The sequence below is a fragment of the Tabrizicola fusiformis genome, assembly GCF_013328815.1.
Taxonomy (GTDB): Bacteria; Pseudomonadota; Alphaproteobacteria; order Rhodobacterales; family Rhodobacteraceae; genus Fuscibacter.
In genome coordinates, this window is record NZ_JABUHN010000012.1 from 78,751 (window position 1) to 104,657 (window position 25,907).

The 25,907-nt window shown below is 67.0% G+C and carries 19 protein-coding genes; 3 read left to right on the forward strand and 16 right to left on the reverse strand.

Features of this window, described 5'->3' with window-relative positions:
• Window positions 1-14 precede the first annotated feature (14 nt).
• The 11 genes from cobA to HS053_RS17620 form a co-directional block, all read right to left on the reverse strand.
• Complete coding sequence (cobA, locus tag HS053_RS17570) at window positions 15-779, reverse strand: uroporphyrinogen-III C-methyltransferase (protein WP_174212544.1); 765 nt, start codon at window positions 777-779, stop codon at window positions 15-17.
• Window positions 776-3,349: a nitrate reductase gene (locus tag HS053_RS17575; protein WP_174212545.1), complete on the reverse strand. Its 2,574-nt coding sequence runs from the start codon at window positions 3,347-3,349 to the stop codon at window positions 776-778. The genes cobA and HS053_RS17575 overlap by 4 nt, the downstream gene beginning before the upstream one ends.
• A complete protein-coding gene (gene nirD, locus HS053_RS17580) occupies window positions 3,346-3,672 on the reverse strand; it encodes a nitrite reductase small subunit NirD (protein WP_174212546.1) in 327 nt (108 codons plus the stop codon). Before nirD ends, HS053_RS17575 begins: the two co-directional genes overlap by 4 nt.
• Window positions 3,669-6,080, reverse strand: coding sequence for a nitrite reductase large subunit NirB (gene nirB, locus HS053_RS17585; protein ID WP_174212547.1), 2,412 nt, complete (start codon window positions 6,078-6,080; stop codon window positions 3,669-3,671). Before nirB ends, nirD begins: the two co-directional genes overlap by 4 nt.
• On the reverse strand, window positions 6,077-7,747 hold the full coding sequence (locus tag HS053_RS17590) for an ABC transporter ATP-binding protein (protein ID WP_174212548.1): 1,671 nt from the start codon (window positions 7,745-7,747) through the stop codon (window positions 6,077-6,079). The genes nirB and HS053_RS17590 overlap by 4 nt, the downstream gene beginning before the upstream one ends.
• The gene (locus tag HS053_RS17595; RefSeq protein WP_174212549.1) at window positions 7,747-8,838 is read right to left on the reverse strand and encodes an ABC transporter permease; all 1,092 of its coding nucleotides are present in this window, start codon (window positions 8,836-8,838) and stop codon (window positions 7,747-7,749) included. Before HS053_RS17595 ends, HS053_RS17590 begins: the two co-directional genes overlap by 1 nt.
• 13 nt (window positions 8,839-8,851) lie before the next feature.
• Window positions 8,852-10,204: a CmpA/NrtA family ABC transporter substrate-binding protein gene (locus HS053_RS17600; protein ID WP_174212550.1), complete on the reverse strand. Its 1,353-nt coding sequence runs from the start codon at window positions 10,202-10,204 to the stop codon at window positions 8,852-8,854.
• A 231-nt stretch (window positions 10,205-10,435) separates the two neighbouring features.
• Entirely contained in the window at window positions 10,436-11,545 is a 1,110-nt protein-coding gene (locus tag HS053_RS17605) for a CmpA/NrtA family ABC transporter substrate-binding protein (protein ID WP_174212551.1), read from the reverse strand.
• Entirely contained in the window at window positions 11,542-12,126 is a 585-nt protein-coding gene (locus HS053_RS17610) for an ANTAR domain-containing response regulator (protein ID WP_174212552.1), read from the reverse strand. Before HS053_RS17610 ends, HS053_RS17605 begins: the two co-directional genes overlap by 4 nt.
• A 302-nt stretch (window positions 12,127-12,428) precedes the next feature.
• The gene (locus HS053_RS17615; RefSeq protein ID WP_174212553.1) at window positions 12,429-13,343 is read right to left on the reverse strand and encodes a LysR substrate-binding domain-containing protein; all 915 of its coding nucleotides are present in this window, start codon (window positions 13,341-13,343) and stop codon (window positions 12,429-12,431) included.
• 78 nt (window positions 13,344-13,421) lie between these two features.
• On the reverse strand, window positions 13,422-14,735 hold the full coding sequence (locus HS053_RS17620) for an RNA polymerase factor sigma-54 (protein WP_174212554.1): 1,314 nt from the start codon (window positions 14,733-14,735) through the stop codon (window positions 13,422-13,424).
• 128 nt (window positions 14,736-14,863) lie between these two features.
• Between HS053_RS17620 and selD the strand changes: the two genes are divergently transcribed.
• Complete coding sequence (selD, locus tag HS053_RS17625; RefSeq protein ID WP_174212555.1) at window positions 14,864-17,065, forward strand: selenide, water dikinase SelD; 2,202 nt, start codon at window positions 14,864-14,866, stop codon at window positions 17,063-17,065.
• A 68-nt stretch (window positions 17,066-17,133) separates the two neighbouring features.
• Here the strand turns inward: selD and HS053_RS17630 are convergent, their stop codons facing one another.
• Together HS053_RS17630 and HS053_RS17635 are read right to left on the reverse strand one after the other, a co-directional pair.
• Entirely contained in the window at window positions 17,134-18,528 is a 1,395-nt protein-coding gene (locus tag HS053_RS17630) for a bifunctional enoyl-CoA hydratase/phosphate acetyltransferase (RefSeq protein WP_174212556.1), read from the reverse strand.
• Window positions 18,529-18,627: 99 nt separating this feature from the next.
• Window positions 18,628-19,557, reverse strand: coding sequence for a LysR family transcriptional regulator (locus HS053_RS17635; RefSeq protein WP_174212557.1), 930 nt, complete (start codon window positions 19,555-19,557; stop codon window positions 18,628-18,630).
• 124 nt (window positions 19,558-19,681) lie between these two features.
• Between HS053_RS17635 and HS053_RS17640 the strand changes: the two genes are divergently transcribed.
• The gene (locus HS053_RS17640) at window positions 19,682-20,914 is read left to right on the forward strand and encodes a urate hydroxylase PuuD (protein WP_174212558.1); all 1,233 of its coding nucleotides are present in this window, start codon (window positions 19,682-19,684) and stop codon (window positions 20,912-20,914) included.
• Window positions 20,915-21,115: 201 nt separating this feature from the next.
• Here the strand turns inward: HS053_RS17640 and hrpB are convergent, their stop codons facing one another.
• Together hrpB and HS053_RS17650 are read right to left on the reverse strand one after the other, a co-directional pair.
• A complete protein-coding gene (hrpB, locus tag HS053_RS17645) occupies window positions 21,116-23,557 on the reverse strand; it encodes an ATP-dependent helicase HrpB (protein WP_174212559.1) in 2,442 nt (813 codons plus the stop codon).
• A 7-nt stretch (window positions 23,558-23,564) separates the two neighbouring features.
• Window positions 23,565-24,254: a DUF3108 domain-containing protein gene (locus HS053_RS17650; protein ID WP_174212560.1), complete on the reverse strand. Its 690-nt coding sequence runs from the start codon at window positions 24,252-24,254 to the stop codon at window positions 23,565-23,567.
• A gap of 100 nt (window positions 24,255-24,354) precedes the next feature.
• On the opposite strand from HS053_RS17650, the gene meaB reads away from it, so the two are divergent.
• Window positions 24,355-25,335, forward strand: a complete 981-nt coding sequence (gene meaB, locus HS053_RS17655) for a methylmalonyl Co-A mutase-associated GTPase MeaB (protein ID WP_174212568.1) — start codon at window positions 24,355-24,357, stop codon at window positions 25,333-25,335.
• Window positions 25,336-25,465: 130 nt separating this feature from the next.
• Here the strand turns inward: meaB and HS053_RS17660 are convergent, their stop codons facing one another.
• Window positions 25,466-25,864 (reverse strand): hypothetical protein, encoded by a 399-nt coding sequence (locus tag HS053_RS17660; protein ID WP_174212561.1) that lies wholly within the window; start codon window positions 25,862-25,864, stop codon window positions 25,466-25,468.
• Window positions 25,865-25,907 lie beyond the last annotated feature (43 nt).

Genomic DNA, 25,907 nt, shown 5'->3' on the forward strand with positions numbered 1-25,907 from the left:
CTGGCCCTGCTTCCCTATACCGCCGCAGCGACCGCAGGCAGAGCGGCGGTTTGGCTAAGAACCCCTGCCGTCAGGATCAGCACACAAGGGTGGGTGAAATCCGGCTTGCCTGAAAGCAGGGCCGCCATACCTTTCAGCGGCGCAAGGTGGATCGTCTCGCAACTCTGGCTGGCATGGCAGACGGCGGCCACCTCTGTCTGCGGATCGGCGCCGCGCGCCAGAAGGGTCGCCTCGATCTCGGCCAGTTTGCGCGTCGCCATGTAAAGCGCCAGCGTCGTGCCGGGCGCCAGCGTTTCGGGAACGGCGCCATCGGCCTCGTCGGTGGCGGTGGCGATCACCAGCCGTTGCGCCACCCCCCGCGTGGTCAGCGAACGGCAGAGGCTGGCGGCGGCGGCAGAGGCGGCGGTTATGCCGGGAATGATCTCGACCGCAAGGCCAAGCGTCCGGGCGCCGGCGATTTCCTCGCTCGCGCGACCAAAGATCGTGGGGTCACCGGATTTGAGCCGCACCACATGGGCGCCCGAAACCGCCTCGGCCAGCATCAGCGCCGTGATCCGCGATTGCGGCCAGGCATTGGCGCCCACCTCTTTGCCAACCGCGATGCGGCGCGTGGCGGCGGGGATCAGCGCAAGGATGTCCTCCGTCACCAGCCGGTCATAGAGGATGAGGTCGGCCTGTTGCAGGCAGCGCAGCGCGCGCAGCGTCAAAAGATCGGCGGCACCGGGGCCGGCGCCAACCAGCGAAATCCGGCCACGCGGCGGGGGGAAAGGGGCAGTCATTCGGCGGCCTCCAGCAAGGGTCGGTGACGGTGGATCAGGGCAGAGAGTTCCGGGCGGCAGGCGCCGCAATTGGTTCCGGCTTTCAGCGCCGCTCCCAGGGCTTCGACGGTCAGGCACTGACCCGAAGCGATGGAGCGGGTGATGGTGTTGACCCCGACCGAGAAACAGGCGCAGACCGTGGCGCCCGGATCGGGACGGTTCGCACCGGGGCGGCCGGACAGCAGGGCCGCCGGTGCCTCTTCGGCCAGAAGCCCGGCGATATGGGCCCGGCTCAGGGCCACCGGGGCAGTGTCGGCGAACAGGGCGGCAACCAGCCGTCCGTTCCGGGTGAAGGCGATGCGGTAGCGTCCGCGCGCCGGATCGGCCATGAACTGTGCTGCCGCCTCTGGCAGCGCAAAAAGCCGGCGGGCAAAGCTTTCCCAATCCGCAGGCAGGGTCAGGCCGGCAAGCTCGGCCGTCATCCCCCGGGTATGGGTTGCGGTCGCCCAATAGAAGGTTTCGGGCCGAAACGGATGCGCGGCGATGGCATAGGCGTGAAAGGCGGCCTTGGCCGGGCGGATGGTGACCGCCCCGGCCTTCAGCGCGGGCTGGCCCGAAACCGGATCGGTCCGCCCCCCCACGACCGCGCTGACCCGCCCTTGCGCCGCGGTTTCCCCGGTCCAGTGGATCGGGGCAAAGGGGCGCCCCGGCGGCACCGTGTCCGAGATCATCACGCGCAGCAGCACCGTGCTGTCTTGCCCGGCAACCTCGGCCAGCCCGTCGGGTATCAGGCCAAGGCGGGCGGCATCGCCGGGATGAACCTCAAGATAGGGTTCGGCCATATGCGCGGACAGGCGGGGCGACAGGCCGGTGCGGCTGGCGGTGTGCCAATGGTCGCGCACCCGACCCGTGTTCAGGATGAGGTCGGCGGTCTCGGGCCGGGCCGTGACCGGGATCAGGCGGGCATGGCCATCGGCGTGATGGAACCGCCCCTCTGCGAAGAAACGCCCGCCGTTCTGGCGCGGATTGGCGGGCCAAAGGAAGGGCGTCAGCGCGTCATAGCCGGCCTGCGTGATCCCGGCATGGTCAGAGATGTCGAAATCGCTGCCCAATTGGCCTGCCACACCAGACAAAGCAGCATGTTCGGCGAAAATCTCGGCCGGGTGGTGATAGCCGAAGCCCTGAAATCCCATGCGGCGCGCAACCTCGGCCAATTGCCACCAATCGGCCCGCGCGGCACCCGGCGGCGCGCGGAAGGGCCGCTGGCGGCTGATCCGGCGTTCCGAATTGGTGACGGTGCCGTTCTTTTCACCCCAGCCGGTCGAGGGCAGCAGCACATCGGCAAGGCGCGTTGTGTCGGTTTCGGCCATCATGTCCGAGACCACGACGAAATCGCAGCCGGCGATGGCGCGGGCAACACGGTCGGCTTCGGGCATGGAGACGGCGGGGTTCGTGCAGATGATCCACAGCGCCTTAATCCGCCCCGCCTCGACCGCGTGGAAAAGATCGACCGCCTTCAGCCCGGGTTTGTCGGCCATGGCCGGCGCCGCCCAGAACTGTTGCACCGCGGCGCGGTGCGCGGCGTCGTCAAGGTTGAGATGGGCGGCCAGCATGTTCGACAGCCCCCCCACCTCGCGCCCGCCCATCGCATTGGGCTGACCTGTAAGCGAGAATGGCCCCATGCCGGGCCTGCCGATGCGGCCTGTGGCGATATGCAGGTTCAGGATCGCGTTCACCTTGTCGGTGCCGCTGTCGGATTGGTTGATCCCCATGGACCAGGCCGTCACCGTCTTTTCGGTGCTGCACCACAGGTCGAAGAATTGTTGCAGGGCTTCGGGCGCAAGGCCGGTCAGGGCCGGGTCGGTCGCTTGTGCCGCGGTCAGGGCTGGCGCAAGCCCGTTGCCGGGGCGGGTCAGGCCGCGCCGGTCTGCCTCGGCCAGCAGCAGGTTGAAGAGGGCGGCATCCGATCCTGCCGCCAGCGGCAGATGCAGGTCGGCGATGCCGGCGGTGGCGGTCTGGCGCGGGTCGATCACCACAACCTTGGTGCCGCGTGCCTTGGCATCGGTCAGGCGCTGGAACAGCACGGGGTGGCACCATGCAAGGTTTGATCCGACCAGAACCACCAGATCGGCCAGCTCAAGATCCTCATAAAGGCCGGGAACCGTGTCGCTGCCAAAGGCGCGGCGGTGTCCCGCAACGGCAGAGGCCATGCAGAGCCGCGAATTGGTGTCGATGTTCGCCGAACCGATGAACCCTTTCATCAGCTTGTTGGCGACATAATAGTCTTCGGTCAGCAGTTGCCCCGAGACGTAGAAGGCCACCGAATCCGGCCCGTGATCGCGGATGGCGGCGGTGAACTTCTGCGCCACCAGATCAAGTGCTGTGTCCCATTCGGCCCTTTGCCCATGGATTTGCGGCTGCAACAGCCGCCCGCGCAGGCCGACCGTTTCGCCCAGGGCGCTGCCTTTGGAACACAGGCGGCCAAAGTTGGCGGGGTGGTCGGGATCGCCCCTGACATCGACCCCGTCGGCGGTGGGCGTCAGGATCAGCCCGCAACCCGTGCCGCAATAGGGGCAAGTGGAGCGGATCATGGCCGCAGGCCAAGATAGACCCGGCCCGCCTCGATCCGGGCGGGATAGGTGGCGACATGGCCGACATCCGCCCCCTGTGCCATGCCCGAGTTCAGATCGAACACCCAGGCGTGCAGCGGACAGGTGACCGAGGTGCCATGGACGATGCCTTCGGAAAGGGGGCCGCCCTTGTGGGGGCAGCGGTCATTCAGGGCAAAAACCTCATCCGCATCGGTGCGGAAGACGGCGATGCAGCCCGCAGCGGTCTTCACCACCCGCGCGCCCTGCCGGGGGATGTCGCAAAGCGCGCCGACCTCGACCCAGGTTTCGGTGACGGCGTTCATTCGGCGGCCTCCAGCGCAAGGGTCTTGAGCGGCGCCCAATCTTCGGGGCGCTGGGCAAGTTCGGCCCATGGGTCTTTCTGATAGACCGACTGACTGAGCATGAAGCGGTCATAGAGGGCGCGGCGGTTCTCAAGGTCTTCCATCTGGTCTTTGCACCAGTCCAGCCCCACCTTGGCGACCCATTTGTAGATGCGGTGCAGATAGCGGCTGTTTTCGCGGTAAAGCTGGGTGAAGGCGGCGATCACCTCCATCGCCTCGTCCTCGGTCGGCACGGAAATCAGCAGCTCGGTTTCCTTGACCTCAAGCCCGGCGGCGCCGGCGACGCTGATCTGATACCCGCTGTCCACACAGATCACGCCGATATCCTTGCAGGTGGCTTCGGCGCAGTTGCGCGGGCAGCCCGAAACGCCCAGCTTGACCTTGGCGGGCGTCCATGACCCCCAGAGCAGCTTTTCCAGCTTGATCCCGAGGCCCGTGGAATCCTGCGTGCCAAAGCGGCAGAACGCGGACCCGACGCAGGTCTTCACCGTGCGCAGCCCCTTGGAATAGGCGTGCCCCGAAACCATGCCGGCCGCGTTGAGGTCTGACCAGATCGCGGGCAAATCCTCTTTCTTCACCCCCAGCAGGTCGATGCGCTGACCGCCGGTGACCTTGACCATTGGCACGTTGTAGCGGTCGGCGGCATCGGCGATGGCGCGCAATTCATCCGGGGTGGTGACACCGCCCCACATCCGGGGCACAACGGAATAGGTGCCGTCTTTCTGGATGTTGGCGTGGTTACGCTCGTTCACGAAACGGCTTTGCCGGTCGTCGCAATAGTCCAGCGGCCAGTCGGCCAGAAGGTAATAGTTCAGCGCCGGGCGGCAAGAGGCGCAGCCGCCATGGCTTTTCCAGCCCAGCTCCTGCATCACGGCGGGAATGGATTGCAGCACCTGCGCCTTGATCAGGCGGCGGACCTCTTCATGGGTGTGGTCGGTGCATTTGCACATCGGTGGGTTGGCATTGGCGGTAAAGGCCCCGCCCAAGGTGACAGCCATCACCTTTTCCACCAGCCCGGTGCAGGTGCCGCAGGATGCCGAAGCCTTGGTCAGCGCCCGCACGGCGTCGAGCGTATGGGCGCCCCCGGTCACGGCCTGCACGATGGTTCCCTTGCACACGCCGTTGCAGCCGCAAATCTCCGCCTCAGGCGGCAAGGCTGCAACGGCGGCCAGAGGGTCCGCCTTGGCGCCCCCGAAGCCCGGCCCGAAGATCATGGTTTCGCGCAGATCGGTGATGTCGGTGCCCTGTTTGATCAGGTCGAAGAACCATGATCCGTCGGCGGTGTCGCCATAGAGAACCGCACCCAACAGCCGGTCGCCTTCAAGGATCAGGCGCTTGTAAACTCCGCGCCCCGGATCGCGGAACACGATATCCTCCCGCCCCGGACCTTCGGCAAAGTCGCCCGCGCTGAAGAGGTCAACCCCCGTCACCTTCAGTTTGGTCGCGGTTTGAACCGGGGCAAAGGCGGCCTCTTCGCCGTTCAGCACGGCGGCCAGAACCTTGGCCTGATCGTAAAGCGGTGCCACCAGCCCGAAAAGCTGCTTGTCGAATTGCACGCATTCGCCCAAGGCAAAGATCGCCGGATCAGAACTACGCATCTGCGCGTCCACGACGATGCCGCGCTCCACCTCAAGATGGGCGTCGGTGGCGATGCGGGTTTCCGGGCGGATGCCGACCGCCATGCAGACCAGATCGGCAGGATAGACCGTGCCATCCTCAAGCAGAACGGCCTCTACCCGGTCCTTGCCCAGAATGGCCTTGGTCGCCCCCTTGCAATGAATGCGGATGCCGCGCCTTTCCAGATCCTTTTGCAGAAGATAGCCGGCGGAAGGATCAAGCTGGCGTTCCATCAGATGGCCCATCAGATGGATCACGGTCACCTCGGCCCCGCGAGCCGCCATCCCCGCCGCCGCCTCAAGGCCCAGAAGACCGCCGCCGATCACCACGGCGGTGCTGCCGGGTTTCGCAGCGGCAATCATCGCATGGGTGTCTTCAAGGTCGCGGTAGGTCACGACGCCCGGCAATTGATGCCCCGGCACCGGAATGATGAAGGGGGCCGAGCCGGTGGCGATCACCAGCGCGTCATAGGGCGCGCCGCCAAGGTTGGAATAGACCGTCTTGTTCACCCGGTCGATCCGCACCACCGGCTCGCCAAAGCGGCAGTCGATGCCCCGCGCCGCATACCAGTCAGCGTCATGCGTGATGATCTCTTCATAGGTCTTTTCGCCTGACAGCACGGGCGACAGCATCAGCCGGTTGTAATTGCCGCGCGGTTCGGCGTTGAACAGGGTCACGTTCCAGCCCGTCAGATGCTCCAGCATCCGGCCAGAGGCCATTCCGGCCCCGATCACGACAAGCTTCTTCATCATGCGGCATCCTTGTTCTTGACCGGCGTCTTCAGCGGGCCATGGGCGTGGTCATGCAGGAAGTTCAGGATTTCAGAGCGATAGCCCCAATAGTCGGGATGCTCGACCATGGCCCGGCGTGAACGCGGGCGCGGCAGTTTCACTTCGGTCACCTTGCCGATGGTGGCATGGGGGCCGTTGGTCATCATCACCACGCGGTCGGCCATCAGAATGGCCTCGTCCACGTCATGGGTGACGCAGACGGCGGTGACCTGCGTGCGCGACCAGACCTCCATCAGCACCTCTTGCAACTCCCAGCGGGTCAGGCTGTCGAGCATCCCGAAAGGCTCGTCCAGAAGCAGAAGCTTGGGCGACAGGGCAAAGGCGCGGGCGATGCCGACCCGCTGGCGCATCCCGTTCGACATTTCGGCGGCGGGTTTGTGCATCGCATCGGCAAGGCCCACGCGCTCCAGATAATATTCCACCACGTCCTGCCGCTCCGCCTGACTGGCGGCGGGGTAAACGCGGTCCACACCGATGGCGACATTCTCGCGCGCGGTCAGCCAGGGAAAGAGCGAGGGCGACTGAAACACCACCGCCCGTTCAGGGTCCGGCCCTTCGACGGCGCGGCCGTCAAGGATGATGCCGCCCTCTGAAATCCCGGTCAGCCCGGCCGTCATCGACAGCACTGTGGACTTGCCGCAGCCGGAATGACCGATCAGCGAAATGAACTCGCCCTTGCGCAGTTTCAGATCGACCTTTTCGACAACCGTCAGCGGGCCTTTTGACGTGTCATAGACCTTGGAAAGCTGCGAGTATTCCAGATAGCGCGCATCGGCGGGGCCTTTCTGAGCGGCAGCATAGGCGCGGGGCAGGGCATGGCGCGGGGTGACGGCGGGCAGATGGCGGCGCATCTCGGCCTTGGCCTGCGTGCCTGCCTGCAACAGGGTTGCGGTGATCTCGGCGCGCAGGGCCTGAAAGGTGGCGTCATGGTTCATCGCCCCGCGGTCGCGCGGGCGGGCAAGCGCCACCGTGAACGTCGCGCCAAGGCTGCCATCGGGGTTCAGGATCTGGATGCGGTCGGCCAGCGTGATCGCTTCGTCCACGTCATTGGTGATCAGCACGGCCGTCTTCTTTTCGTGGCGCCAGATCGCCTCGATCTCATCGGCCAGATCGGCGCGGGTCATGGCATCCAGCGCGGAAAGCGGTTCGTCCATCAGCAGCACTTCCGGCTCCATCGCCAGGGCGCGGGCCACAGCAACGCGCTGTCGCATCCCGCCCGACAGTTCGGCAGGGCGGCGGGCGGCGGCGTGCGACAGACCCACCATCGCCACATATTTCGTCACCAGCGCCGCGCGTTCCGCCTTGGGCCGGGCGCCATGCACGGCATCGACCGCCAGCGCCACATTGCCCGCCACCGTCAGCCACGGCATCAGCGAATAGGACTGGAACACCAGACCGCGCTCCGGCCCCGGCCCGGTGACGGGGGTGCCCCGGAACAGAACCTCGCCCCGGTCGGCGGTCTGCAATCCGGCAAGCAGGTTGATCAGCGTCGATTTCCCGGTTCCCGAGAAGCCGAGCAGGACCAGAAACTCCCCCTCCTCCACCCGCAGCGAGACATCGCGCAGCACCTCATGGCGCGGGTTGGTGCCAAAGCCCTTGGTCACATGGCGCAGCTCAAGCATCGGCATCAGCGCCTCCCCTGAAAGGTCAGAAGGGTTTGCAGCGCCACCATGATGCGGTCCAGCAAAACCCCGATCAGGCCGATGGTGAAGACCGCAACCATGATCCGGGCAAGGCTGTCGGAGGAACCGTTCTGGAATTCGTCCCAGACGAATTTGCCAAGGCCGGGGTTCTGCGACAGCATTTCGGCAGCGATCAGCACCATCCAGCCCACGCCCAGCGACAACCGCAGCCCGGTAAAGATCAGGGGCAGCGCCGAGGGCAGCACCAGCTTGGTGATCCGCGTCCAGAGCGACAGTTTGAGGACGCGGCCGACATTCACCAGATCCTTGTCGATGGTCGCCACACCCAGCGCGGTGTTGATCAGCGTCGGCCAGAGCGAACACAGCATCACGGTGATGGCCGAGACAAGGAAGCTTTTCGGCACACCGCCGTCGCCACCATCATACAGCGCCGAAACCGTCATGGTGACGATGGGCAGCCATGCCAGAGGCGAGACCGGCTTGAACACCTGCACCAGCGGCGACAGGGCGGCATTGGCGGTGGCCGACAGCCCGGCGAGGATGCCCAGCGGAATGGCCAGCAACGAGGCCAGCAGGAAGCCAAGGAAAACGGTTTTCAAAGAGGTCAGGATCTGCCCGGAATAGGTCGGCTTGCCGGCATAGACCCGGTCCTTGACCTCATCCGCCTTGCCTGCCGCCAGAAGCTCGGCATTCTTGGTCGCCTGCTTTTCATAGAAGGCAGCCTCCCGTTCGGCCTCGTTCTGCGCCTCCTGATGCAGGACATGCACCTGTTCCCAGACCTGCGCCGGGCCGGGAATGGCGCCAAGCGAGGTTTGCACCTGCGGCGCGGCCCAGGCCCAAAGCGCCAGAAAGCCAAGGATCGACAGGACCGGAACGATCAGGCCGCGCCAGATCTCGATCCATTGCTGGCGCGGGGAATCGTCGATCAGAAGCCGCCAGAGCGGGGCGATCCACGGCAGGCCCAGCAGGCGGAACCACGGCTCTATCCGGGCGATCAGGCTTTGCAGATGGGCAAGGCGGCGGGCGCGCAGGGCGGCATCTTCTTCGGGCAGGTCGGCGGGGTCGAGCGAGGCCATGGTCGTCCCCTCCTCAGTTCACGACATCGCCGCCCAGAACCATCTGGCCGGATTTCAGGCCGATGGTCAGGCTGTCGATATAGGCGTTCGGCTTGGTCCCGTCATAGACGATGCCGTCGATGAAGGCCGAGGTCGGTTCGCGGTAGCCATCGGGATCAAAGTCGAAATCGGCTTCAGCGGCCTTGCCTTCGGCAATCAACTCGCGCGCTGCGATTTCGTAGATGTCCGGGCGGTAGACCTGCCGGGCGGTCTGATCATACCAGGCATCGGGCTGGGCCTCAGCAATCTGGCCCCAGCGGCGCATCTGCGTCAGGGTCCACACCGCATCCGAATAATAGGGGAAACTGGCGTTGCTGCGGAAGAAGATGTTGAAATCAGGCTCGATCCGCTTGTCACCGGCCTCATATTCGAATGTCCCGGTCATCGAATTTGCGATCACCGCCGCATCGGCGCCGACATAATCCTTGCGCGACAGGATCTCGACCGCTTCGGCGCGATTGGCGTTGTCGTTCGCATCCAGCCACATCTGGGCGCGGATCAGCGCCTTGGTCAGCGCCTTTACCGTGTTGGGGTTGGCTTCAGCAAAATCCTTGGTCAGGCCAAAGACCTTTTCGGGATTGTTGTGGAAGATCGCGTCATCCGAAATGACGGGAACGCCGATCCCCTTGGCCACCGCCGCCTGATTCCACGGCTCACCCACCGAATAGCCGTCGATGGTGCCGGCCTCCAGCGTGGCGGGCATCTGCGGCGGCGGCGTGACGGACAGCAGCACATCCGCGCCGATCTGGCCGGAATTGTCATCGGCCGAGTAAAGGCCCGGGTTCACCCCACCCGCCGCCAGCCAGTAGCGCAGTTCGTAGTTATGCGGCGAAACCGGGAAAACCATGCCGAAGTTGAAGGGCTTGCCCGCATCGGCATAGCTTTCCAGCACGGGTTTCAGTGCCGCAGCGGAAATCGGATGGTCGGGCTTGCCATCGGTTGCCGCAAGGCCGGGCTTCATCGCCTCCCAGACCGCATTCGAGACGGTGATCGCATTGCCATTCAGGTCAAGTGCAATCGGGGCGATGATGGCGCCCTTGGTGCCATAACCGATGGTCGAGGCGATGGGCTGGCCCGCCAGCATCTGCGCGCCGTCAATCTCGCCCGACAGCACGCGGTCAAGAAGGACTTTCCAGTTCGACTGCGCTTCAAGCGTGATGTTCAGGCCCTCATCCTCGAAAAAGCCCTTCTCCTTGGCAATGGCCAGCGGGGCCATGTCGGTCAGCTTGATGAAGCCAAGGGTCAGGCTGTCTTTCTCGATGCCAGAGGTTTCGGCAAAGGCGGGGCAGGTGAAGGCGACGGTCAGAAGAAGGGCGGCTCGGGTCATGGGAGGTCCTGTTGGAAATGGGAAAAAGGCCACGCGACGCGCCTTGCATCAAAGAATGCAAGCGGTCAGGCGGCCTTGCCTGGGTTCCCGATTTTGGGAAGAACGGAACCTCGTTGCTCCGTTGATCTCAGGATTGCCCCTGCTGCCGGTGTGGGTCAAGCAAAGGCGGCTGTAGGTGCAGGGTGGCTGGTCAGCTTTTTGCTGCGATGCGGCATTCTGCCTGAAAAAGCATCACGCGGCGGGGGCCGGGTCGAAAACGGCGCCGTCAAAGAAACGGTTCCGCGACAGGCGCAGGCTGCCGCTGACTGCCGGAAGCGATTCGCTGGCCTCCAATGCGCCTTCGGCCTTGTCCGAGCTGCGCGGCATCGGCGCCAGCCCGGCCAGATGCCGGCGGTAAAGATCGCTGCGGAAACAGGCGCGGGCGGTTGCAATGGCCGCGCCGGGGTTCAGGCCATGGGCTTCGGCCAGTTCGGCGCCGATCCAGCCCGCCTGACTGCGCCACGGGAAATTGGCCGTGCCGTCGTGAAAATGGATCAGGTCGGGCACAAGCTGATCCGCGACCCGGCCCTGAAGGGCGGGTTCGATATGCAGGGCCGAGGTGTCAAGGTATTCGGCCCGGGCCAGAATCTCGGCCAGTGTCGCGCTGTTCTCCGCAGCGTCCGCCCAACGCCCGGCGCGCCACAGCGCACGCAGCAAGGGGCCCGCCGCCTCGCCCCAGCCTTTGCGCGCCGCCAGAACCTTTTCCGGCGACTGGCTCCAGATATGGCTGCCGGTCAGCACGATCTGCGCTCCGGCTTCGGCGACGGCGGCGCTGCCCCAAGGCTCGCCCACGCAAAAGCCGTCGATTTCCCCGGCCTTCAGCGCGGCGGCCATCCGCGGCGGCGGAACCACGACGATCTGCGGCGCCAATCCGGGGGCGGCGCGTGACAGCCAATAGCGCAACAAAAGCGCATGCATCGAAAACGGAAAGGGCACGCCCAGACGCAATGGGCTGCGGCCAAGCGCGGCCCCCAATGCGACCGGATCGCCAAAACCTGCGCCAATCCGGCGGCCAAGATCGCCCGAGAGACCGATCACCTGCCCGCCCAGCGACAGAACCATCAGCACTTCGGTCGCGCCGGTGCCGCCGCCAAGGCCAAGCGCGCGCGCCACCGGCATCGCCGACAGCATATGCGCCGCCGCGACCGCACCACTGTCCAGCATGTCGCGCAGTTGCGACCAACTGGCGGCCCGGGTCAGCGTCAGGCTCAGGCCCTCTTCCTCGGCAAAGCCCATTTCGCGCGCGACAACCAGCGGCGCCGCATCCAGAAGCGGCACATAGCCCAAGGCAAGCGGCGTCATCGCAGCAACTCCGCCGCCGTGACCAGCGCCTGTGCCAGTTCGCCCAACCGCTTGCCCTGATCCATGGCGGTCTTGCGCATCAGCGCATAGGCTTCTTCCTCGCCGATGCCCTTGGCGCACATCAGGATGCCCTTGGCCCGGTCAATCACCTTGCGCTCTTCCAGCGCGGCCTTGGTCGCGGCCAGTTCGGTGCGCATCCGGGCGAACATGTGAAACCGCGCGATGGCGGCATCCAGAATAGGGCGGAGGCGCTCGGAGCGCAGACCATCCACGACATAGGCCGAAACGCCCGCCTCGATCGCCGCCCGTGTGAGGCCCTGATCCGAACGGTCCACGAACATCGCAACCGGACGCTCCAGCGGCCCGGCAGCCAGCGTCAGCTCTTCCAGCTCATCGCGCGATGGGTCGCCGGCGTCGATCAGCACAAGGTCAGGCCGGGTTTCCGCAACACGCCGGGCCAATCCGCTGCCCGAGCCGATGATGGCAATGCGGTGCTGCCCGGCATCACGCAGCGCGTCCACGATCATCATGGCGCGGTCACGGTCCTGCTCGACAACGATGATGGTCAGCGCAGCTTCCATGCAATCGCTGTGCGGGACTGCATGGCACAAGGCCATGTCAGAAGGGGCGCGAAGGCCATTCTCACCGGCATTCGCATGGAAATTCGGCGGAAATCCCAGATATGACCGAAAAATGGGCTAAAACGCGCCGATGGGATCAGGGATAGGCCGCCGACAGGCGCTTGCCGATCAATGGCGCAAGGCCGATCATCTGGGCCCGTTTATGCGCCGGATTCAGTGGGGCGTTTCGGACCTGTGCTGTTTCTGCCGGGTCTTCAGCACGAGTCCACAAGATGCTGCGGCCTCAGGCACTGGCTCGCGGTTCAGGGCGGTGAGGCTGCTTCGCCCGGATGGGTGCTGGCCTGCCGGACGGCCTCGGCAATCTGCATCAGTTGCGCCTCGAGCGGGTTTGATTTGCGCCAAACCATGCCGATGCGCCGCACCGGCTGCGGTTCACGGAACCGCGCGACCGCCACCGGGGCCGAGCGGGTTTCCACCGCCACCGCCATTTCCGGGATCAGCGTCACGCCGAACCCCGCCCCCACCATCTGCACCAGCGTTGACAGCGTGCTGCCGTCCAGCATTTCCCGCGGGCGCGAGGGCGGAAGATCGCAGAACGACAGCGCCTGTTCGCGGAAGCAATGCCCCTCTTCCAGCAGCAAAAGCCGCATCTCGCGCAGCATGGCCGGGCTTGGCACCGGCTTGGCCCGGTCTTCGGCGGGGCGCACCAGAACAAAAGGTTCACTGAGCAGCGCAACCTCGGTCAGGGCGGGTTCCGAAACCGGCAGCGCAAGGATGGCGGCATCCAGCCGCCCGTCAAGCAGCTCTTCCAGCAGGCGCGGCGTGACCGTTTCGCGCAACAGCGGCCGCAGGTCGGGAAACAGGCCCTGCAAATGCGTGATGATCGCGGGCAAGAGATAGGGCGCGACGGTGGGAATGACGCCGATGCGCAGCTTGCCCGAGGGTTTGCCGCCGGTGGCGCGGGCAAGGTCTTCCAATTCGTCCACCGCCTGCAGAATGCCGTCGGACCGGGCCAGAAACGCCTCGCCAAAGCCGGTCAGGCTGATCTGTCTTGCGCCGCGCTCGAACAGCGCGGTGCCAAGGCTGTCTTCCAGCACCTTGATCTGCATCGACAGCGCGGGCTGCGTCACGGCGCAATCGTCGGCGGCGCGGCCGAAGTGGCGGTGCCGGGCAAGGGCGACGAAATAGCGTATCTGCCGCAGGGTGATATTTGCCATCAGGGTTGCCTTGCCATTTTCTGCGTCTTGCCAAGTTCTCCTGATGATAGTGCTGCTGCGACGGCAAGGCCAGCCGCCTCAGCCCGGGCGGCGTTTGCGGCGGGGGCCTGCGGGGATGCCCGCCAGCTCGCGGTAATGCGCAAGGGTGCGGCGGGGCAGGGTGATGCCGGTCTCGACCGCCAGCGCCTTGACCAGCCTTGCATCGCTGAGGGGGCGGGCGGGGTCTTCGGCGGCAATCAGCGCGGCAAGCCGGTGGCGCAGCGCGGCGGCAGACAGGCTCTGCCCCTCGATCGCGCCCGACCGGGCGCCGCTGAACATCTGGCGCAGCCAGATCGTGCCGCGGGGGGTGTCGATTGCGGCCCCTGCGACCACCCGGCTGATCGTGCTTTCATGCAGGTCCAGTGCCGCACCCACCTCGGCCATTGTCATCGGTTCCAGCGCCGCCGGTCCCTGCGACAGCGCCACTTGTTGCCGGGCGGCAATTTCGCGGCCCACCCGCAAAAGGGTGGCGTTGCGCGCCTCGACCGCCTGTTTCAGCCCGCGGGCAATGGCCAGCGCGGCGCGGTCCGCCGCCTCGCTGCGCTGCACCTTGACCGTGGGCAGGGCCGAACGGTTCAGCGCAATCTCCCACCCCGCCGTGCCAAGCGGGCGTGCCAGAAGGTCCGGCTCGCGCGGGGGGGGCGGCAGGGCGCCGTTGCCGAACCCGGCGTCAAAGCTGGCGCCGGGTTTCGGGTCCATCCCCCGGATCAGGCGGAAGCGGGCCAGAACTTCGGCCTCGGTTGCGCCACAGGCCCGGGCCAGCCGGGCAAAATCGCCACTGGCCAGCAACGGAAGATTGGCCAGAATGGCCGACATGATCGGGTCCAGCACCCCCGCCTCGCGCGCCTGAAGCCGCAGGCAATCGGCCAGATCGCGGGCAAAAAGCCCTGCCGGTTCAATCGTTTGCAACCGGTCCAGCACGGCAGACACTTCGGCCTCGCTCATTTGCAGTCCGGCGGCGATGGCGGCGGGCGGGCGGGCCAGCCAGCCCGAAGGCTCCAGCGCCTCGGCCAAAGCCTCGGCGATGCGGCGGGCGCGGGCGGGCAGGTTCAGCGTGGCGATGGCCTGCAGAACATGCGCAATCAGGCTGGGCGAGGTGGCGGGGGCAAGGTCGGGCTCTGCCCCGCCGCGCCCGCCCAAAGGTTCAAACACACCGCGCCAGCGCGGCAGCCAGTCGCCCGGCGGGGCAAGAACCCGGTCCAACCGCAGATGCGGATTGGCCGCCGCCTGTTCCTCAAGATAGCGGGTCAGCCCGGCGGCATCGGTGCGCAGGATGCCGATGGCGCCTTGCAGACTGGGGTTCAGCGCAAGCCGCTGCGTCTGGGTCAGGTTGATGCGGGGGCTGTTGGCCATCTGGACCCGGGGCTGTTTTCCCGCAGAATGGCGCCTTGCCGGGGCGGCGGCAAGCGGAGCCTGCAGGCCGGGTCTGTCGCCTGCCGCAAATGCCGCATAGGATCGCAGGCGGCAGGCAGGAGGCGGCGATGCAGGGCGGTTCGGTTCCGGTGATCCGGGATGTGGTGCTGATCGGTGGCGGCCATAGCCATGCGCTGGTGGCGCGGATGTGGGGGATGGCCCCCCTTGCGGGCGTGCGGCTGACCATCGTGAACCCCGGCCCGGCGGCGCCCTATACCGGAATGCTGCCCGGGCTGATCGCCGGACATTATGCCCGCGACGAGATCATGATTGATCTGGTGCGGCTGGCGCGCTTTGCCGGGGCGCGGCTGATCCTTGACCGCGCGACGGGGCTGGACCTGACGGCGGGCCGGGTGATGTTGCAGGGGCGCCCGCCGCTGCGCTTTGACTTTGCCTCGATCGACATCGGCATCGGTTCGGACCTGCCGGAGGTGGCGGGCTATGCCGAACATGGCGTGGCGGCCAAACCCCTTGGCGCCTATGCCGAGGCGTGGGAGGCGTTTGTTGCCCGCGCCTTGCCGGCGCCGCGTCTGGTGATCATCGGCGGCGGCGTGGGCGGGATCGAACTGGCGCTTGCTTCGGCGCACCGGCTGCGGATGGCGGGGGCGCGGCCCGACGTGACGGTGGTGGACCGCGGCGGGGGGCTGCCCAACACCGGCGCCGCGGCGCGTGCGGCGCTGTTGCGCCATGTCCGGGCCGCAGGGATCGCGCTGGTGACCGGGGCCGAGGCGCTGCGGATCGGCCCCGACCGGGTGACGCTGACCGATGGGCAGGTGCTGCCCTCGGATTTCACGCTTTCGGTGGCGGGAAGCCGGCCGCAGGGCTGGCTGGCGCAAAGCGGGCTGGAGCTGCATCAGGGCTTTGTCACCGTCGGCCCGACCTTGCAGAGCAGCGACCCGCGGGTGTTTGCGACGGGCGACTGTGCCCATATGGCCCATGCGCCGCGGCCCAAGGCCGGGGTCTTTGCCGTGCGGCAGGCGCCGGTGCTGTATCACAACCTGCGCGCCGTCCTGACCGAAGGGCGCTTGCGCCCCTATCGCCCGCAGCGCGACTATCTCAAGCTGGTCTCGACCGGCGGGCAGGCGGCGGTGGCCGACAAGTTTGGCCTGCGTTCGGGGGGCGGCTGGCTCTGGCGGATCAAGGACCGGATCGACCGCAAGTTCATGGAGAAATTCGCCGATTACCCGGTGATGCCCGCCCCCGCCCTGCCGGACCCGCAGGTCGCGGGGCTGGCCGAGGCGATGGGCGACAAGCCGCTCTGCGGCGGCTGCGGCGCCAAGCTGGCGCCGGGGGCACTTGCGGCGGCGCTGGCCGGGCTGCCTGCACCGGCGCGGGCCGATGTGCTGTCGGGGCGGGGCGACGATGCGGCGGTGCTGCGTTGGGGTGCGGCTGGACAGGGCGCGGGGGTGCAGGTGATGACCACCGACCATCTGCGCGCCTTCACCGCCGATGCAAGGCTGATGGCGCGGATCGCGGCGGTTCATGCGCTGGGCGATGTCTGGGCGATGGGGGCAGCGCCGCAGGCGGCGCTGGCGCAGGTGGTGCTGCCGCGCATGGCGCCCGATCTGGCCGCTGCCGAACTGGCCGAAGTGATGGAGGAGGCGGCTGCGGTCTTTGCCGCTGCGGGGGCCGATGTGGTGGGTGGGCACAGCTCTGTCGGGGCGGAACTGACCATCGGCTTTACGGTGACTGGCCTTGCCGGCCATGCGGTGGCCAAGGGCGGGGCAAGGCCGGGCGACGCGCTGATCCTGACCAAGGCGCTGGGAACCGGCACGGTGATGGCGGCAGAAATGGCGATGGCCCGGCTGCCCGGTCTGATCCTGGGCGAGGCGGTGGCGGCAACGCTGGCCCAGATGGGCCAGCCGCAGGCCGGGGCGGCTGCGGTTCTGGCGCCGCTGGCCCATGCGATGACCGATGTGACTGGCTTTGGCCTTGCGGCGCATCTGCTGGAGATGCTGGAGGCTTCGGGCATGGCGGCGCGGCTTGAGGCGGCGGCGGTCCCGCTGTTGCCCGGGGCGCTGGAACTGGCGGCGGCGGGGGTGGCCTCGGCGCTGGCGCCGGGCAACCGGGCGGTGACAATCGGGCGGCTGGTGATGGCGGAAGGGCCGCTCAAGGCGCTGCTGCACGATCCGCAGACCGCCGGTGGGCTGCTGGCCGCCGTGCCGCCGGGGGAGGCGGCGGCGCTGCTTGCCACCCTGCGGGCACAGGGCCTGCCCGCGGCGCAGATCGGAACGGTCGAGGCGGGGCCGGTGCGGCTGACAGTGGGCTGATCCCATCCGGGGGCCGGCTTGCGGGGCATCGAGCCCCCCAAGCCGGCGTTGCCACGGACGGTTGCGGCCTATCGGCCCTTGCTCCGGCCCGCGCCAAGCGCGGCATGGTGCAACGCCGCCACCGCGCAGGAGGCCAGCCGCGACATCACGCTGTCGGCACGGGAATTGAGGATCACCGGCACCTTTGCGCCCAAGACCAGCCCGGCACTTTCGGCATGGGAGACGAAGGCCAGTTGCTTGGCAAGCATGTTGCCCGCGTCAATCCCCGGCACCACAAGGATATTCGCCCGCCCCGCCACCCGGCCCTTCAGCCCCTTGGTGCGCGCCGCCGCGATATCCACCGCATTGTCCATCGCCAGCGGCCCATCCACCGGTGCGCCGGTGATCTGGCCGCGTTCGGCCATCTTCGACAGGAGTGCTGCGTCGATCGAGCTTTGGATTGCCGGATTGACCGTTTCGACCGCTGACAGCACGCCGACCCGCGGCTCCATCCCCAGCGCAAGCGCAAGGTCGATGGCATTCTGGCAGATGTCCACCTTGGTCACCAGATCGGGGGCGATGTTGATGGCGGCATCCGTCACCATCAGCGGGCCGGGCAGGCCCGGCACATCCATCAGGAAGACATGGGTCAGCCGCCGCCCGGCGCGCAGGCCGCCCTCTTTGTCGAGCATCGGGCGCAACAGGTCTTCGGTGTGCAGATGCCCCTTCATCACCGCCGCCGCCCGCCCTTCATGCACCAGCGCGCAGGCCCGGGCAGCAGCGGCCACGTCCCCCTCAATGTCGATCACCTCGATGCCCGCCAGATCCGCGCCGATGGTCCGGGCGGCGGCGCGGATCGCCGCGGCCGAACCGATCAGGATGGGGGTGATCAGGCTTTCCTTCGCTGCCAGCAGCGCACCGCCCAGCGAATTGGCCTCATCCGGGCAGACAACGGCGGTGGGCAGGGCGGGCAGCGGGTGGGCGCGGTCCAGCAACGCCTCGAAATGACGGTGGTTCTGCACCAGAAGGCCCGGAATCTCGATGCCGTCCCGATCGAATTTCTGCACGGGGGCCTGAACTTCGGCCTCGCCCGACAGGATCAGCGCATCATCGGCGATCCGCCGCACCTCTGTTGACAGGCGCACGGTGCCGTCGGCATGTTTTTCCAGCACCTCGACCCGGCAGAGAAGTTCCTCACCCGCATGAGCGCGGGCGTGGAAATCCAGCACCTGACGGCGGTAAAGCGTGCCCGGGCCGGGCATCTGTGTGCCCAGAACACCCGAGATCAGCGAGGCAACGAACATCCCCGGTGCCACCCGCTCGGGCGTGCCGTCGCCGTCCAGATCGGCATGGGGCAGGTGCATCGGATTGAAATTGCCCGAAGACACGGCATAGATATAAAGATCATCCGCGGTGACCAGCCGGCGGACCTCGGCCCGTTCTCCCGGCTGCAATTCGTCAAATGTGCGGTTCACAAGGCGCATGGCCCCTCCTGTGGCGAAATCCGGGTGGGGCCAGACTTGCCCCCTTGGCCCACGGGGGTCAACGCCGCCATGCTGGGCCACCCCGGTGACGCTGCGATGTCAGCCGGGCGCCGGCCCGGCCAGCGCGCGGCGCATGGCGTCGCGGATATGCAGAGTCATGAAATCGGTGAAGAGCGTGACCTTGGGGTCTTTCAGCCGCCGGTGCTGCGTGAGGATCGAAAGCTGGGTCGGCAGCGGCGGCGTGGCCACCGCCACCGGCACCAGACGCCCTTCGCGCAGATGCTCGGCCACTTCGAACACCGGCTTCATCACGATGCCGCGCCCGTCCAGCGCCCAGCCGGTCAGCACATCGCCATCGTCGCTTTCGAACGGGCCGGCCACATCATGGCGGCGCGGACCCTCGGGGCCTTGCAGCGTCCACTGATATTCCTTGGCCCCGGGAAAGCGCAGGTTCAGGCAATCGTGCCGGTCATTCACCAGTGCCGCCCCGTCCACCGGATTGCCGCGCCGCGCGATATAGGCAGGGGCGGCGCACAGAACCCGCGGGCAATCGGCGATCAGCCGCACCTTCAGCGTGGAATCCTCAAGGATGCCAAGGTGAAACGCCACGTCCAGCCCTTCACCCGTCACGTCGATGGCGCGGTCCGACAGGCGCAGGCGCACGTCGATCTGGGGATAGATGTCCTTGAAGGCGGGCACCTGCGGCGCAATGAACCGCCGCCCGATGCCCAAGGGGGCCGCGACAAAGATCGTGCCGCGCGGGTTCTGCGTGACATCCATCACTGCCGCCTCGGCCTCGTCTATTGCCTCAAGCACCCGTTTGGCGCCGTCATAGAAGATACGCCCGTTCTCGGTAGGTTGCAGGCTGCGCGTCGTCCGGCTGAAGAGCCGCACGCCCAGATGCTTTTCCAGCTCCGAGATTCGCGCCGAGGCGACGGCAGGCGAGGTGCGCTGATCCCGCGCTGCCGCCGACATTGAGCCCAATTCATGGACCCTGACGAACATTCTGAGGTTGTTCACATAGGACATGGGTCGGTTTCGGGCCCCGATTATCGCAAGAGGCTTGAAAGTGATGCCGCGATTTGCACGGTTAACAGAAAGATGGGCACGGGTATAGCGTTGCCCAGGGCGCAGTCGGACCAGGGGGAACGCGATGTATGACTGGGTGGTTCTCTGGGAATCGGTCGAGATGGCCGCGCGCTGGCTGCATGTGATCACCGCCATCGCCTGGATCGGGTCTTCGTTCTACTTCATCGCGCTGGACCTTGGCCTGCACCGCGACCGCAATCTGGCGACGGGCGCCGATGGCGAGGAATGGCAGGTCCATGGCGGCGGCTTCTACCATATCCAGAAATACCTCGTCGCCCCGGCCTCGATGCCCGACGGGCTGGTCTGGTTCAAATGGGAAAGCTATGCGACCTGGCTTTCCGGCTTCACGATGCTGGTGCTGGTCTATTATCTTGGCGCCGACCTTTACCTGATCGACCCCGAGGTGGCGGACCTTGCCACATGGCAGGCGATCGCGATTTCGGCAGGCTCGCTGGTCTTTGGCTGGATTGCCTATGACCTGATCTGCAAAAGTCGGTTCGGCGATGACAACACCCGGCTGATGCTGGGGCTCTATGTGATCCTTGTGGTCATGGCCTGGGGCTATACGCAGGTGTTTTCCGGGCGGGCGGCGCTTTTGCATCTGGGCGCCTTCACCGCGACGATCATGTCGGCCAATGTCTTCATGATCATCATCCCGAACCAGAAGATCGTGGTCGCCGACCTGATCGCGGGCCGCAAGCCCGATCCGAAATATGGCAAGATTGCCAAGCAGCGCAGCACGCATAACAATTATCTGACGCTGCCGGTGCTGTTCCTGATGCTGTCGAACCATTACCCCTTGGTCTTTGCCACCGAGTACAACTGGATCATCGCCAGCCTTGTCTTCCTGATGGGGGTGACGATCCGGCACTGGTTCAACTCGAAACATGCGCGCAAGGGCAATCCGCACTGGACATGGGCCGCCACCGCGCTGCTGTTCCTGGCGGTTGCCTGGCTGTCCACCGCGCCGATGCGCCACCGCCCGGTCGAGGAAAGCAGCCTGAACGCCACCAGCCTGCGCTATGCCTCGGCCACAGGCTTTGACGGGGTGGTCGATATCGTGACGGGCCGCTGCTCGATGTGCCACGCGGCCGAGCCGGGCTGGGAAGGCATCCATTTCCCGCCGAAGGATGTGGTTTTGGAAACCCCGGCGCAGATTGCTGCCGAAGCGAAGCGGATTTACCTGCAGGCCGGACTGTCGCATGCCATGCCCCCGGCCAATGTCAGCTATATGGAACCGACCGAGCGCGAGGCGATCATCCTGTGGTTCCAATCCGCCGGAAAGAACCCCACCTAAGGGTGATCCGCCCGCCTTCTGTCTAACCCGCCCGCCTTGTGCCTGCCCCCGATGCCTCCGGCGGGGATATTTGGGCCAAGATGAATTGCACCTTTTAAAATACTCCCGCCGGAGGCCCTTAACCCGAGCCGGTTGGCCGCAGGCCAGAGGCGAGAAAAAAAACATGCCGCCGTTTCGCAAGAAACGGTGGTGCAATCTGTTTCAGGTGCCGCGGGGCTTGGCGCGCAGGGTGGGTTCGGCCTCGGTCGGGTCTTCGGGCCAGGGGTGACGGGGGTATTGTCCGCGCATGTCCTTGCGGACATCGGCATAGGAGGTCCGCCAGAAATTGGGGATGTCCATGGTCACCTGAATGGGTTTCTGCCCCGGCGACAGCAGGGTGACCCGCAGGGGCAGGCGGTTGCGGCCGACGCTGGGGTGAACCGTCACGCCGAACATCTCTTGCAGGCGCAACTCGATCCCCGGATTTTCGCCGTCATAGTCGATGGGCACCCGCCGGCCCAGCGGAGTTTCGAAATGGGCGGGGACGAGGCGGTCAAGCTCGGCCTGCTGGCCCCATGACAGGCGGGATTTCAGGGCCTCGCTCAGATCCAGCCCACGCAGGTCCGCTTCGGTGCGCAGCGGCGGCAGATGCGGCAGAAGCCAGTCCTCCAGCCCGGCCATCAGGGCGGCATCGCTGCAATCGGGCCAATCCTCCCCGCCGCCGCGCGCCAGTTCGATGCGGGCGCGCAGCCGCCGGGCGGCAGGGGTGAAGGGCAGACCGATCTGGCGCAAACCGTCGAGAGCGGCCCGGGACAGCGCTGCGGCCGGGGCTTCGGGCCAGGGGCGGTCGTCCAGCACCAGCGCGCCGAACCGCTCTTGCCGCCGCGCCAGAACCCGGCTCTCGCGGCGCGACCATTCCACCACCTCGTGCCAGCCGATGCTGTCGCCATGCACCGCGCGCAACTCGGCCTCGGTGATCGGCAGGGCCTGCCGCACCGTGGCTTCGCGGGCATCGCCGTCAAGGTCGGTCGCCACGATCAGCCGTGCCGCGGCAAGCGGCGTGCCGGGCGCCATTGCCGCCCCCTTGCCGCCCGAGAGCAGCCAGCGCGGCGCCTCGCCCTTGCGGCGCAGGCCCACCCGGTCGGGATAGGCGAGCGATGCCATCTGGGACGGGCTGTAGGGTGCGTGCTGGCACGCACCATCCAAAGACCGCGCCAGCCGCTTTGCCTCGTCCCGAATACGCTCGACCGTCGGGCGCGACAGCGGCCAGGGGTGGTCGGCCTCATACCGGCGCGGATCGGCCAGCGCCTTGAGCCGCAGGGCGAGGTCGGGCGGCGCGCCGCGCAGCGGGTCGCGTTCGGCCATCAGGGCGGCGAGGGTCGCCGCCGCCGGCCCGGCTTTCAGCAGCATATGGCCCAGCCGCGGATGCAGGGGCAGCGCGGCCAATGCGCGGCCATGCGCGGTGATCCGGCCGTTGTCCAGCGCGCCAAGCCCGGTCAGCAGTGCCTGCGCCTCGGCCATCCCGCCCGGGTTGGGCGGTGTCAGAAAGGGCAGTCCCGCATCGCCCCAGAGCGCCAGTTCCAGCGCAAGGGGCGCCAGATCGGCCGCCTCGATCTCGGCGGGGGGGAAGGGGGCAAGGCCGCCTTCTTCGCCCTTGGTCCACATCCGGTAGCAGACTCCTTCGGCCACCCGCCCCGCACGGCCCCGGCGCTGTTCCGCCTCGGCCCGGGTGACCCGTTCGGTCACCAGCCGGGACATGCCCGAATTCGGATCAAACCGCGCCCGCCGCGCCCGCCCGGCATCGACCACCACCCGAATGTCGGGCAGCGTCAGCGAGGTTTCGGCAATCGCGGTGGCCAGCACCACCTTGCGGCCCTGAACCGGCGCCAGTGCCGCGCGCTGTGCCGCGAAATCCATCGCGCCGAACAGCGGGCGCACCACGCAATCGGCTGGCAGGCGCAGCGCCGCCTCGACCCGCCTGATCTCACCTTCGCCGGGCAGGAAGACCAGAACCCCGCCTTCCGGGCATTCGTCAACCGCCTGCGCCACAAGTCCGGCCACCGCCGCCTCGAACCGCAGGGTGGCATCGGGGCTGCGCGGCAGCCAGCGGGTTTCCACCGGAAAGGCGCGGCCCTGCGAGGTGATCAGCGGCGCATCGCCCATCAGGGCCGCCACGGGTGCTGCATCCAGCGTGGCCGACATCACCAGCAGTTGCAGATCCTCGCGCAGTGCCCCGCGGATTTCCAGCGCAAGGGCAAGGCCAAGATCGGCGTTCAGGCTACGTTCGTGAAACTCGTCAAAGATGACCAGACCCACCCCGGGCAGTTCCGGGTCAGACTGGATCATCCGGGTCAGGATGCCTTCGGTCACCACCTCGATCCGCGTGGCGGACGAGGTTTTCACCTCGCCCCGCATCCGGTAGCCGACGGTTTGGCCCACCGGCTCACCCAGAGTTTCCGCCATCCGCTCGGCTGCGGCGCGGGCGGCAAGGCGGCGGGGTTCCAGCATCACGATCCGGCCGGTGACCAGACCCGAGGCCAGAAGGTCCAGCGGAACGCGTGTGGTCTTGCCCGCCCCGGGCGGGGCCTGCAACACGGCCATGCCGCGCGCCTCCAGGGCGGCGCGCAGGGCGGGCAGGGCATCGTCGATCGGCAGGCGCGTCATGCCGCCCTTATCGCCGTTTCAGCCGCAGCTTTCCATAGAGCGTCTGCACCTCTGCCCCGCTCGCCATCAGGCCGCCCGTTTCGCCTGTGAGATAGGTCACCCGAAGCGCGAAGCGGCGGCGTTCGGCCATGTCTTCGGGACGATAGCCTTGCAGCCGGGTAAAGGCGCCGGTGCAGGAAAGCCCCCCGGGGGTGTCGTCTCGCCCGGTCAGGTCGAGCCGCGACAGGCGCTGACCGTCAAAAAGGTGCAGCGACAGGCGGCAGGCGTCATCCTTGCGGGTGTCGCCCAGAACGGCGACAAGGGCGCTGACCGGGTCAAGCGTGCCCCGCGTCGCGCCGGCATCGGGCGGCGGGGCGGTTTCCGGCGGCGTGGCGGCATAATGCAGCACCTGCGGCCTGTCATTCTGCCACTCTATCCGCACCTGCGAGATGCGTCGCCCGGTGTCGGCCTGTTCTTCATAGTGGCGCGGATCGGTGCCGCTGACCTCTGCCTCGAACCGCACCGCGCGCATCAGCCCGGCCAGACCGGCGCTCTGGATCGACAGGCGGGCGCTGTCGGCCCCAGTCGTCAGTTCCAGAACCCCGACCCGCAAGCTGCCCAATGACACATCATAGAGCAGCGTCTCGGCCCGGGCCGCACTGGCGAGCGTCGCCATCAGCAGTACCGGCGCCAGTCGCCTGCGGCCTGTGCCGATCATGTCGCTGCCCCTCCCGCTCTGGCTCCGGCTCTGGCCAAGCCTTGCCGCTTGCGGCTAGATGGGCCGCGATATGCGAAGCGGATATGACGGCAGGGGTGCGATGCAGCAGGATACGGCAACGATGGCGGCACAGATCGCGGCGGGGGACCGGCGCGCACTGGCGCGGGCGATCACGCTGGTCGAAAGCGCGCGGGCCGACCACCGGGCCGGGGCGCTGGCCCTTCTGGGCGCGCTGGGCAGCGGGCGGCAGGCGCTGCGCATCGGGCTTTCGGGCACGCCGGGGGTGGGCAAGTCCACCTTCATCGAGGCGTTCGGGCTGATGCTCACCGGGCAGGGCCTCAAGGTGGCCGTGCTGGCGGTGGACCCGTCTTCGGCCCGCTCGGGCGGCTCGATCCTTGGGGATAAAACCCGCATGGAACAGCTTTCCCGCCATCCGATGGCCTTCATCCGCCCCTCGCCCAGTCAGGCGCAGATGGGCGGCGTCGCCCGCCGCACGCGCGAGGCGGTGGCGCTGTGCGAGGCGGCGGGCTTTGATGTGGTGCTGATCGAAACGGTGGGGGTGGGCCAGTCGGAAACCGTGGTGGCCGAGCTGTGCGACCTGTTCCTGCTGCTCCTCGCCCCGGCGGGTGGGGATGAGTTGCAGGGCGTCAAGCGCGGCATCATGGAGATGGCCGACCTGATCCTTGTGAACAAGGCTGACGGCGACCTGAAACCCGCCGCGATGCGGACGCAGGCCGATTATGCGGGCGCCCTGCGCCTTCTGCGCCGCCGCCCGCAAGACCCCGAGGGCTATCCCCGCGCGCTCTGCGTTTCGGCGGTCGAGCAATCGGGGCTTGAGGCGGCATGGGCCGAAATGCAGCACCTCGCCGACTGGCGCCGCAGCCACGGCCACTGGACCACCCGCCGCGCCGATCAGGCCCGCCACTGGTTCGGCGAAGAGGTCCGGCAGGGGTTGCTGGCGGCGCTGACGCGCGAACCGGCCAAGGGCATCATGGCCCGTCTGGGTGAGCGGGTCGCGGCGGGCGAGGTGACGCCGGAGTCAGCGGCGGCCGAGATGCTGGGGCTGTTGGGGCGGGGGTGAGGGCTCAAGGTCTGCTGTGCGGGACGGAGCTGCCGTCCGTTCTATTCGCGCGAGAGACCGCGGCCAGTTTCGAAGCGGACTTTCGCGTTCATAACTACTGAACCTGGCGTGTCAGTGATAAGGGCAGCACCTAGTTCCACGGGTCGATCCATAAGTGCTGAGGGGGGATGGTTGCATTAGAGATCATGTCGGGTTGGATAATCAATTGGCCACCACATATCATAACAGCAGGTCCGACGCAGCGATGCTGAAAACGCGGGGCGATTTCTTCCTCCATAGATATCAGTTTCTTGGATATCTTCTCCGCAGACGTTCTTGAGGGATGCAGTTTCTGCGCGGAGGGCAAAATTACGATGTGGTCGTAGATCGTAGCAATCGGGAAATAATCTTCACCAAATCGCATTAGCCCGATACCCGGCTCTTTGATCTCCCGGGCAGGGATCTCGATGAGAAAGTTCCAATCAATAATGTTCTCTTCCGGGTGTAGGGTCAGGACCCATAAATTCACTTGAGTGTCGGCTCGCGGCATGATTCAAGCTCCCGACTTGTGGGGAGGGATCATGAGCGAGCGT

What these genes read in the sequence shown, in the direction of transcription:
- cobA (WP_174212544.1), bottom strand. Translation starts at nt 779, where the DNA reads ATGACTGCCCCTTTCCCCCCGCCGCGTGGCCGGATTTCGCTGGTTGGC.
- HS053_RS17575 (WP_174212545.1), bottom strand. Translation starts at nt 3,349, where the DNA reads ATGATCCGCTCCACTTGCCCCTATTGCGGCACGGGTTGCGGGCTGATC.
- nirD (WP_174212546.1), bottom strand. Translation starts at nt 3,672, where the DNA reads ATGAACGCCGTCACCGAAACCTGGGTCGAGGTCGGCGCGCTTTGCGAC.
- nirB (WP_174212547.1), bottom strand. Translation starts at nt 6,080, where the DNA reads ATGATGAAGAAGCTTGTCGTGATCGGGGCCGGAATGGCCTCTGGCCGG.
- HS053_RS17590 (WP_174212548.1), bottom strand. Translation starts at nt 7,747, where the DNA reads ATGCCGATGCTTGAGCTGCGCCATGTGACCAAGGGCTTTGGCACCAAC.
- HS053_RS17595 (WP_174212549.1), bottom strand. Translation starts at nt 8,838, where the DNA reads ATGGCCTCGCTCGACCCCGCCGACCTGCCCGAAGAAGATGCCGCCCTG.
- HS053_RS17600 (WP_174212550.1), bottom strand. Translation starts at nt 10,204, where the DNA reads ATGACCCGAGCCGCCCTTCTTCTGACCGTCGCCTTCACCTGCCCCGCC.
- HS053_RS17605 (WP_174212551.1), bottom strand. Translation starts at nt 11,545, where the DNA reads ATGACGCCGCTTGCCTTGGGCTATGTGCCGCTTCTGGATGCGGCGCCG.
- HS053_RS17610 (WP_174212552.1), bottom strand. Translation starts at nt 12,126, where the DNA reads ATGGAAGCTGCGCTGACCATCATCGTTGTCGAGCAGGACCGTGACCGC.
- HS053_RS17615 (WP_174212553.1), bottom strand. Translation starts at nt 13,343, where the DNA reads ATGGCAAATATCACCCTGCGGCAGATACGCTATTTCGTCGCCCTTGCC.
- HS053_RS17620 (WP_174212554.1), bottom strand. Translation starts at nt 14,735, where the DNA reads ATGGCCAACAGCCCCCGCATCAACCTGACCCAGACGCAGCGGCTTGCG.
- selD (WP_174212555.1), top strand. Translation starts at nt 14,864, where the DNA reads ATGCAGGGCGGTTCGGTTCCGGTGATCCGGGATGTGGTGCTGATCGGT.
- HS053_RS17630 (WP_174212556.1), bottom strand. Translation starts at nt 18,528, where the DNA reads ATGCGCCTTGTGAACCGCACATTTGACGAATTGCAGCCGGGAGAACGG.
- HS053_RS17635 (WP_174212557.1), bottom strand. Translation starts at nt 19,557, where the DNA reads ATGTCCTATGTGAACAACCTCAGAATGTTCGTCAGGGTCCATGAATTG.
- HS053_RS17640 (WP_174212558.1), top strand. Translation starts at nt 19,682, where the DNA reads ATGTATGACTGGGTGGTTCTCTGGGAATCGGTCGAGATGGCCGCGCGC.
- hrpB (WP_174212559.1), bottom strand. Translation starts at nt 23,557, where the DNA reads ATGACGCGCCTGCCGATCGACGATGCCCTGCCCGCCCTGCGCGCCGCC.
- HS053_RS17650 (WP_174212560.1), bottom strand. Translation starts at nt 24,254, where the DNA reads ATGATCGGCACAGGCCGCAGGCGACTGGCGCCGGTACTGCTGATGGCG.
- meaB (WP_174212568.1), top strand. Translation starts at nt 24,355, where the DNA reads ATGCAGCAGGATACGGCAACGATGGCGGCACAGATCGCGGCGGGGGAC.
- HS053_RS17660 (WP_174212561.1), bottom strand. Translation starts at nt 25,864, where the DNA reads ATGCCGCGAGCCGACACTCAAGTGAATTTATGGGTCCTGACCCTACAC.